Origin of the sequence: Ramlibacter sp. (genome assembly GCF_041916345.1) — a bacterium.
Lineage (GTDB): Bacteria > Pseudomonadota > Gammaproteobacteria > Burkholderiales > Burkholderiaceae_C > Ramlibacter.
On sequence record NZ_JAYRZR010000007.1, the window covers coordinates 84,150 to 92,190 of the forward strand.

The 8,041-nt window shown below is 70.6% G+C and carries 9 protein-coding genes; 8 read left to right on the forward strand and 1 reads right to left on the reverse strand.

Features of this window, described 5'->3' with window-relative positions:
* Window positions 1-53: 53 nt before the first annotated feature.
* The 3 genes from ACE3T5_RS03885 (at window position 54) to ACE3T5_RS03895 (ending at window position 3,059) form a co-directional block, all read left to right on the forward strand.
* Entirely contained in the window at window positions 54-1,679 is a 1,626-nt protein-coding gene (locus tag ACE3T5_RS03885) for a hypothetical protein (protein WP_374664647.1), read from the forward strand.
* 32 nt (window positions 1,680-1,711) lie between these two features.
* Complete coding sequence (locus tag ACE3T5_RS03890; RefSeq protein ID WP_374664649.1) at window positions 1,712-2,509, forward strand: helix-turn-helix domain-containing protein; 798 nt, start codon at window positions 1,712-1,714, stop codon at window positions 2,507-2,509.
* Between the two features lie 64 nt (window positions 2,510-2,573).
* Window positions 2,574-3,059, forward strand: a complete 486-nt coding sequence (locus ACE3T5_RS03895) for an NADH-quinone oxidoreductase subunit B family protein (RefSeq protein WP_374664651.1) — start codon at window positions 2,574-2,576, stop codon at window positions 3,057-3,059.
* A gap of 9 nt (window positions 3,060-3,068) precedes the next feature.
* On the opposite strand, the gene ACE3T5_RS03900 is transcribed toward ACE3T5_RS03895, so the two are convergent.
* A complete protein-coding gene (locus tag ACE3T5_RS03900) occupies window positions 3,069-3,869 on the reverse strand; it encodes an SDR family NAD(P)-dependent oxidoreductase (protein WP_374664653.1) in 801 nt (266 codons plus the stop codon).
* A gap of 134 nt (window positions 3,870-4,003) precedes the next feature.
* Here ACE3T5_RS03900 and ACE3T5_RS03905 point away from each other — a divergent pair, with 134 nt between their 5' ends.
* Genes ACE3T5_RS03905 through ACE3T5_RS03925 form a run of 5 tightly spaced genes read left to right on the forward strand, consistent with a single transcriptional unit; the run spans window position 4,004 to window position 7,945 of the window.
* Entirely contained in the window at window positions 4,004-4,447 is a 444-nt protein-coding gene (locus ACE3T5_RS03905) for an ester cyclase (RefSeq protein WP_374664655.1), read from the forward strand.
* A gap of 51 nt (window positions 4,448-4,498) precedes the next feature.
* The gene (locus ACE3T5_RS03910; protein ID WP_374664657.1) at window positions 4,499-5,554 is read left to right on the forward strand and encodes a LacI family DNA-binding transcriptional regulator; all 1,056 of its coding nucleotides are present in this window, start codon (window positions 4,499-4,501) and stop codon (window positions 5,552-5,554) included.
* Between the two features lie 48 nt (window positions 5,555-5,602).
* Complete coding sequence (locus tag ACE3T5_RS03915) at window positions 5,603-6,580, forward strand: Bug family tripartite tricarboxylate transporter substrate binding protein (protein WP_374664659.1); 978 nt, start codon at window positions 5,603-5,605, stop codon at window positions 6,578-6,580.
* 1 nt (window position 6,581) lies between these two features.
* Window positions 6,582-7,391, forward strand: coding sequence for an SDR family NAD(P)-dependent oxidoreductase (locus tag ACE3T5_RS03920; protein WP_374664661.1), 810 nt, complete (start codon window positions 6,582-6,584; stop codon window positions 7,389-7,391).
* Between the two features lie 17 nt (window positions 7,392-7,408).
* Window positions 7,409-7,945, forward strand: a complete 537-nt coding sequence (locus ACE3T5_RS03925) for a VOC family protein (RefSeq protein WP_374664663.1) — start codon at window positions 7,409-7,411, stop codon at window positions 7,943-7,945.
* Window positions 7,946-8,041 lie beyond the last annotated feature (96 nt).

Genomic DNA, 8,041 nt, shown 5'->3' on the forward strand with positions numbered 1-8,041 from the left:
GCCGCGCCCGCGCAGGCCGCATACTCGCTGCGACCCATCCCGAGGAGTGCGCGATGCGAGCCTGCGTTCCCTTCCGTCTTGCCGTACCGCTGGCGGCGACCTCGCTGCTGCTGATGGGCTCTTGCGCCACGACGGGTGGCTGGGCGCCGGATCGCGCGGCGAAGGGCCCGCAGCTGCAGGGCTTCGGCGCGCCCGCCTTGCAGGCCCGCACGCGCAGTGAAGCGGCCGCGAGGCTGTTCGAATCGGCCGTGCTGCAGGCCTACGCCTTCAATGAGGCAGAGGCCGTGCGCCTCTTTAAGGCGGCCTTGGCCCGTGACCCGGATTGCGTGCTGTGTGCCTGGGGCGTGGCCTGGCAGCTCGGTCCCACCATCAACGACCCGGGTCGCGGCTCGATGGACGAGGCGCTGCGCCATGTCGACTACGCGGTGCGCCGGCTGGGCGCGGCCACGCCGCGCGAGCGTGAACTGGTGGAAGCCCTGGCGCTGCGCTACGCCCATGCCAGCCAGGCGCGCGAGACCGCGCCCCTGCTGGGTGAGCGCTGCGGCAAGGCACCATCGAGCGGCGAGCCGCATCCGCTGGATGTGGCCTATGCCGAGCGCATGCGGCGCCTGGTGGATCGCCACCCCGACGATCCCGACCTGCTGACCCTCTACGCCGAGGCCGAGATGATCGCCACGCCGGGCGACACCGCCTGGACGGCGGCCGGTGCCCCCGTGGGCCGCATGGGCGAGGTGGCGGACCGGCTGGAGCGCCTGCTGCAGCGCCACCCCGGTCACACCGGCCTGAACCACTACATGACGCACAGCGTCGACGCGCCCTCGGTGGCGGCCCGCGCGCTGCCCGCCGCCGACCGGCTGGGCCGGCTGGCGCCGGCATCGCCGCATCTCTTGCACATGCCCGCGCACATCTACGTGTGGACCGGCCGCCTTGACGACGCGGTGCGCGTGAACCGGCAGGCGCTGGCGGCCGAGGACCGGCTGGTGGGTGAGCTCAAGGCACAGGGCTTCGAGTCCCTGAAGGACTGGCGCGGGCACAACGCGCACTTCCTCTGGTACGCGGCCACCATGAACGGCCAGCATCAGGCCGCGCTGGATGCGGCCGGGCAGCTGGTGGCCTCGCTCGGTGACCGCAACGACGGCTTCGCCGAATACGTGCGCAGCCTGCCGCTGCTGACGCACGTGCGCTTCGAGGACTGGCCGGCCGCGCTGGCGCACCCGGCTCCGGCGGCCGGTGTCGGCATCGCCCAGGCCTTCTGGGAGCACGCAAGGGGCGTAGCCTTGGCGCGCACGGGCCGCACGGCCGAGGCGCGCACCACACTCGATGCGTTGCGCGCCACCGTGGCGCGGGTGCGCGGGGACAAGCCCGAGTCGGTGCCCAAGCGCCGCCTGGCGTTGGTCGACTACGCGCTGGCGCGCCTGCAGGCCGAAGTGAACCTGGCAGCGGGCGATGCCGAAGGCGCCCTGGCCAGCCAGCGTGAGGCGGTGGCCGCCGCCGCTTCGCTCGACAAGCTGGAGCCGCCCTGGCTGGCCGACAGCGCCCTGCTGGCCCTGGGCGACCTGCAGGTGCAAACGCGTCGGTGGGATGCCGCCGAGGCAACGTTCCGCCAATCGCAGGCCGAGCGGCCGGGCAACGTGTGGGCGGTCAAGGGGCTGGCGCGGGTTCGGGCCGGGCGGGGGTGAACGCGCGGGCGCCAGCGGCAGGTGGGGTCAGGATGACCGAGCAAATCGACGTGCGTCCGGCGCCGCCATCCTTGCTGGCGCACGCGCGCTGCCTCATCGTGCGCCGCGTGCCGGCCGGTGCCGCGGTGGAGGCGACCGTGCATGCGAACGCGCATGCGTGCTTCAACCTCATCGTGAACGGCACGGTCGAGGCCGAGGGGCGCGCCTTGCCCCGTTTCTTTGTCTGCGGGCCGCTCACCCGGCCTCTGCAGACCCGCGCGATCGGCCCGCTGCTTTCCGTCAGCCTCGTCGTGCAGCCCTGGCTGCTGCCGGCCTTGGCGGGGCTGCGGCCCACCCATGCAGTGGATCGCATCGTCCCGTTGGATGAGGGGGCCGTGCCGGGCCTGGCGGCGCTGCGAGCGGCCTGCGAGGCCGCGTGCGTCGATGCGGCGGCCGAGGTCGAGGTGTGGTCGCTGCTGGCGCGGCAGGCCGCTGTGGTCGCGCAGCCGGCGCTGGCCCAGCAGACCCTGCTGGCGGACGGCGTGGCGGCCGCGTCGCGCACGCTGGGCTGCAGCACGCGGCAGATCCAGCGCCGCTACCTGGCGGCCATGGGCCTGGGCCCGGCCGCCTGGCGTCGCCTGACCCGTTGGGAGCAGGCGGCGCGCGGCGTGGTGACTGCCGACGCACTGGCTGAAGTGGCGCTGGGGCATGGCTACGCGGACCAGGCCCATCTGACCCGTGAGACGCGCACGGTGGCAGGCGTGGCGCCCGCGCGCCTGCGGCAGGCTGCTGCGCAAGGGCGCGAGCAATGGTCCCTGCGGCCCGCGCGTGTCCGAAATGTTCAAGACTGAAGGCGGGTCCCCTTCCTAAGCTGGCGGGCTACAAGGCGCAGCACCGGCTGCGCAGGAGCCCTGCATGGAAACAACGAGCATCGCCCGCACCGGCGAGGCCGGCTATCTGCTGACCACCGTCGACGAGGCCATCCGCGCCGCGCACGCCGGCAGCCTCTGGTACCTCACCTTCGGTCTCGCCTGCTGCGCCATCGAGATGATGCACACGGCCGCGGCCCGCTATGACTTCGACCGCTTCGGCATGATCCCGCGCGCGAGCCCGCGGCAGGCCGACCTGATGATCGTCTCGGGCACGCTCACCAACAAGATGGCGCCCGCCATCCGCAAGGTCTACGACCAGATGGCCGAGCCGCGCCGCGTGATCTCCATGGGTTCGTGCGCCAACGGCGGCGGCTACTACCACTACGCCTACTCGGTCGTGCGCGGCTGTGACCGCATCATCCCGGTGGATGTCTATGTGCCCGGCTGCCCGCCCACGCCGGAGGCCTTGCTGTACGGGGTGATGCAGCTGCAGAGGAAGATCGGGCGCACGAGCGTGTTGGCGCGGTAGGGGGCGCCCTCAGAGACTCGCCCCGCCGTCCACCACCAGTTGCACGCCGGTGATGTAGGCCGAGTCGTCCGAAGCCAGGAACAGCGCTGCGCGGGCGATGTCCCACGGCGATCCCTGCCGCCCCATCGGGCAGCGCGAGTCGCGGAAGCGGTGGCCCTCGGCGGCCTCCTCGGCGCTGGCGTACAACGCGTCCGCATGCGGCGTGCGGATCATGCCGGGGATGATGCAGTTGCAGCGCACTTGGTCGGCGGCGTACTGGCGGGCGATCACGCGCGTCATGTGGTTCAGGCCCGCCTTGGAGGTGCTGTAGGACAGGAACTGCATCGGACTCCACTTCAGGCTGGCCGTGGACGACACGTGGATGATCGATCCGCTGCGGTGCGCCCGCATGGCGGGCATGACAGCGCGCGTCACGGCCATGGCACCCTTCAGGTTGATCGCCATGACGCGGTCCCAGTCGTCGTCGTCCACTTCGAGCAGGTCGCCCTGGATCTCGATGCCCACGTTGTTGTGCAGGACGTCGATGCGCTGGTGCTGCGCCAGCACCTCTGCGACGACGGCCTGTACCTGTGCGGTGTCCGTGATGTCCAGTGCCAGCGCGATGGCCTGCCCGCCTTCCTGCTGGATCCGTCCCGCGGTCTCCTGCGCGGCCATCAGATCTCGATCCGTGCAAACCACCGTGGCGCCCTCGCGCGCGAAGGTGAGCGCGCAGGCGGCGCCATTGCCCAGCTGATCCGACGGGGTGAAGGGTTTGCGCAGGGTGCCCGCGCCCGTGACCAGGGCGATGCGGCCCGCCAGTTTCATGCTCATGCGTCTGATTCGGGAGAACGTTTCCACAGAGCTTAAGGAGTGACCCACGCAATGAAGTAGGTGAAATCCCGCAAGCACGATGCTTCCGTTGGCCGGCAGAATGTGGAAACGTTTCCTCAACTCTCGATGCCCCGATGACGGATGCCACCCTTCGAGCCGCGCGACTGCAGACCGTGCGCGACCACATGGCGCTGGAATGCACCCAGGACTGGGACGGCGTGATCAGCACCTTTGCCCACCCCCGCTACGAGATGTATGGCAATGGCCAGGTGTTCGATGGCGAGGAGGCCGTTCGCGGCTACTTCCATGCCTCGCGTCTGGCCTTTCCGGACCAGAAGAACGAGATCCTCTCGCTGGCCGCCGACGACGTCACCGATACCGTGCTGGTGGAGTTCTACCTGACCGGCACGCACCTGGGTGACTACCGCGTGCGCGACAAGACCTACCCGCCCACCGGGCGCGCCTTCAAGGTGCGCATGGCAGCCACGTTCCAGTTCGCTCCGGGCTCCGACAAGATCATCTGCGAGCGCCCCTACACATCGCCCGACCTGAAGCTGCAGCAGCTGGGGCTGCTGTGAACGCAGGCTGATCCGCCACCCGATCCATCGCATCGGTCAACACGCGCCATCATGAAGACCAAGGTCACCATCCGCGAGGTCGCCAAGGCCGCGGGCGTCTCCGTGGGCACGGCCTCGCGGGCCATGAACCGCAGTGGCCGCGTCAGCGCCGCGGCGGTCGCCGCGGTGACCCAGGCAGCGCGCGAGCTGGGCTATGCGCCCGATGCCGTGGCGCAAAGTATGCGCACCGGATCGACGGGTGTCGTGGGGATGCTGGTCTCCGACATCGGCAACCCGCTGTACGCCCGCATCATCACGGCCGTGGAGACCCGGCTGCTCGCCAGTGGCACGGCCCTGCTGCTTGCCAGCACGCACAACGACCGGCAGCGCGAGCGCGCCCTGATCGACCTGTTCCGCCGCCGCCGCGTGGATGGCCTGATCCTCGGGCCTTGTGAAGCCGAATCGCCCGAGTACCTGGCCGGCCTGGCGGCGGGGCTGCCGCTGGTGGCGCTGGACCGCGACTTCAGCGCCGACCATGCCGGCGTGCACGTGGACCACTACAACGGTGCGATGCAGGCCACGCGCTACCTGCTGAACCTGGGGCACACGCGCATCGCGCTGATGACGCCCGGCAGCGTGGTGCGCCCCGGCCGCGAGCGCATCGCGGGCTTCAAGGATGCCTTTGCCGAACGGGGCGTGCCGCTGGACCCGAAGTGGATCCGGGCCGAGAAGTCCGCCATGGAATTCGCCTTTAGCGAGGCGCTGTCCCTGCTCGGCGCACCCGAGCCGCCCACGGCCTTCCTGTGCCTGGGCACGCGCATTCTGTCCGGCGTGCTGCTGGCGCTGCGGCATGCGGGCCGGACGGTTCCCGATGACGTGAGCGTGATCAGCATCGGCGACACCGACCTGTCGCAGCTGTTCAGCCCCACGATCACCTCGTTGACGTGGGATCTGCCCGCCGTGGGCACCGCCGCGGCGGAGCTGCTGCTCAGCCGCGTGGGCCGCGCCGAGCCGCCCACGCACGGGCGCATCCTGCTCACCACCCAGCTGGTGATGCGCGAGTCTTGCGGCGCGGTGGCTCGGCCGGCACCCGCGCGCAGAAAGCCGGCACCCCACCGTGCCGATTGACGCGGGGGCCACACCCGCCTTCACCCGACTACCCAGGAGACCACCACCATGCGCCAACTGATGATCGCCGCCCTGCTGGGCCTCTGCGCGTCGGCCCAGGCCTACGCGCAAGGCGCCGCGGACTATCCCTCGCGGCCCATCCGCTTCATCTCCATCTCCGCGCCGGGCAGCGGCGGCGACACGCTGGTACGCCTGCTCGCGGACAAGATGGGCGGCGTGCTGAAGGGCAATCTGGTGGTGGACAACAAGCCAGGCGCCGGTGGCGCAATCGCCACCGACATGCTGGCCAAGGCGCCGCCGGACGGCTACACCATCGGCATCGGCGGCGCCACCACGCATGTGCTGCTGCCCGCGAGCAACACGAAGCTGCCGTACAACTCGGTCAAGGATTTCACGCATCTCGGCCAGGTCGGCACCGCCGCCATCCTGCTGATCGCCACCAACGATTTCCCCGCCAACGACCTGAAGGAGCTGGTGGCCCTGTCAAAGAAGTCGCCCGGCACCGTGCAGTACGCGAGCTGGGGCAACGGTTCCACGGGTCACTTCTGCGGCGAACTCGTCAAGCTGCGGACGCAGGCCGACATGCAGCACGTGCCCTACAAGTCCGTGGCCCAGATCCAGACGGACATGCTGGGCGGGCACATCAAGCTGGCCTATGTCGACATGGCGTCGGGCTCGCCCATGGTGAAGGCCGGCAAGGTGAAGGCCCTCTCGGCCTGCACCTCGCGATCGCCCAGCCTGCCCAACGTGCGCAGCTACGACGAGGACGGCATCGATTTCGAGGGCAAGCGCATGGGCGCCCTCCGCTGGGCGGTCTACGCCCCGGCCGGCACACCCAAGCCCATTGCGGACAAGCTGTCGGCGGCGCTGCGGCAGGTGGTGGCCATGCCGGATGTGCAGGCGCGCCTGCTGGACCTGGGCATCACCGCGGCCTTTGTCGGCGGCGACGAACTGCGCGAGATGACCGCGGCCGACATCGAGAGCTGGAAGCAGATCGCCAAGGCGGCCAAGATCTCCAATGAGTGAGATGCACGTTGCGCACCCGCCCGATGACGCGGTGCTCACCGGCCGCTTGCTGGAAGGGCGCACCGTCGTCATCTCCGGCGCGGGCCGGGCGCGCGGCATCGGGCGCGCGACGGCACGGCTGCTGCTGGCGCACGGCGCGCGCGTGGCCCTGCTGGACCAGGACGAGCAGGAGGTGCTGCAGGCCGCGGCGGCTGTCGCCGCCGGCACGGGCGATGCCATCGGCCTGCGCTGCGACGTGACACGGATGCAGGACTGTCAGGACGCGGTGGCGCGCGTGCGGGCCTGGAGCAGCGCCAGCGGGCGCATCGACGTGCTGATCAACAACGCGGGCGTGACGCAGAAGCGCGGCACGGCCGACATCACCGCAGAGGACTACGACCTGGTGACGGATGTGGTGCTGCGCGGCACGATCCAGCTCACCCAGGCGGCACTGCCCGTCATGCGCGCGCAAGGACGCGCCAGCGTCGTGATGATCTCGTCGATGTCGGCCCAGCAGGGCGGCGGCATCTTCGGCGGCGCCCACTACTGCGCGGCCAAGGCCGGCGTGCTGGGTTTCACCCGCGCACTGGCGCGCGAGTTCGGCCCGGAAGGCATCCGCGCGAACGCCATCACGCCCGGGCTGGTGCTGACCGACTTCTCGCGCAGCGGACGCACCGACGAGGAGAAGCACGCGAGCGCAAGTGCCTGGCCGATCCCGCGTGCAGGCAGCCCGCGGGAGATCGCGGGGGCCTGCCTCTTTCTGGCGTCGGACCTGTCGTCCTACATGACCGGGGCGACGCTGGACGTCAACGGTGGCGCGTACATGCGCTGAACAACCAGGAAGCCTCCATGAGCATTCTCTTCGGCCCGGCCCGCCAGGTGGGCTATGTGGTGAGGGACATCGAGCAGGCCATGCACGAGTGGGTGCGCCTCGGCGTCGGCCCCTGGTTCTACAAGGCCGAAGTGGTGTCCACCGAGTTCCGGTACTACGGGCAGCCGTCCGCATTGCCGCAGCTTTCCATCGCGCTGGCGAACACCGGCGACCTGCAGATCGAGCTGATCCAGCAGAGGGACACGGCCCCCACGCTGTACCTGGACACGCTGGCGCGCAACGGGGAGGGGGCGCAGCACCTCGCCTACTGGACCCACGATCACTTCGACGCCTGGTGCGCGGCGCTCATCGAGCGCGGCTACGTGGAGGGCCATGCCGGCCGGATGGGTGCCCAGCGCGGGCGCTTTGCCTACTTCGTGAACGCGGCGCTGCCCAGCGCCATGATCGAGATCTCGGAGTCCACGGGCGGCAAGGGCGAGTACTTCGAGCAGATCCGGCGGGCCGCCCAGGGGTGGGATGGCACGGAGCCGATCCGGCGCGTCGGGGCGGGGTGAGTCACAGGAGCAGGGGGCAGCCGGCGCGTTCTCGTAGGCTGGGGTGCAACCCCAGCGCTGCGGCACGCGTGCCCCCCCCCCATGAAAAAATCCAGC

Excerpts from the sequence above, each read along its gene's own strand:
- ACE3T5_RS03900 (WP_374664653.1), bottom strand. The coding sequence starts at position 3,869 with ATGAGCATGAAACTGGCGGGCCGCATCGCCCTGGTCACGGGCGCGGGC.
- ACE3T5_RS03910 (WP_374664657.1), top strand. The coding sequence starts at position 4,499 with ATGAAGACCAAGGTCACCATCCGCGAGGTCGCCAAGGCCGCGGGCGTC.
- ACE3T5_RS03920 (WP_374664661.1), top strand. The coding sequence starts at position 6,582 with ATGCACGTTGCGCACCCGCCCGATGACGCGGTGCTCACCGGCCGCTTG.
- ACE3T5_RS03895 (WP_374664651.1), top strand. The coding sequence starts at position 2,574 with ATGGAAACAACGAGCATCGCCCGCACCGGCGAGGCCGGCTATCTGCTG.
- ACE3T5_RS03890 (WP_374664649.1), top strand. The coding sequence starts at position 1,712 with ATGACCGAGCAAATCGACGTGCGTCCGGCGCCGCCATCCTTGCTGGCG.
- ACE3T5_RS03915 (WP_374664659.1), top strand. The coding sequence starts at position 5,603 with ATGCGCCAACTGATGATCGCCGCCCTGCTGGGCCTCTGCGCGTCGGCC.
- ACE3T5_RS03885 (WP_374664647.1), top strand. The coding sequence starts at position 54 with ATGCGAGCCTGCGTTCCCTTCCGTCTTGCCGTACCGCTGGCGGCGACC.
- ACE3T5_RS03925 (WP_374664663.1), top strand. The coding sequence starts at position 7,409 with ATGAGCATTCTCTTCGGCCCGGCCCGCCAGGTGGGCTATGTGGTGAGG.
- ACE3T5_RS03905 (WP_374664655.1), top strand. The coding sequence starts at position 4,004 with ATGACGGATGCCACCCTTCGAGCCGCGCGACTGCAGACCGTGCGCGAC.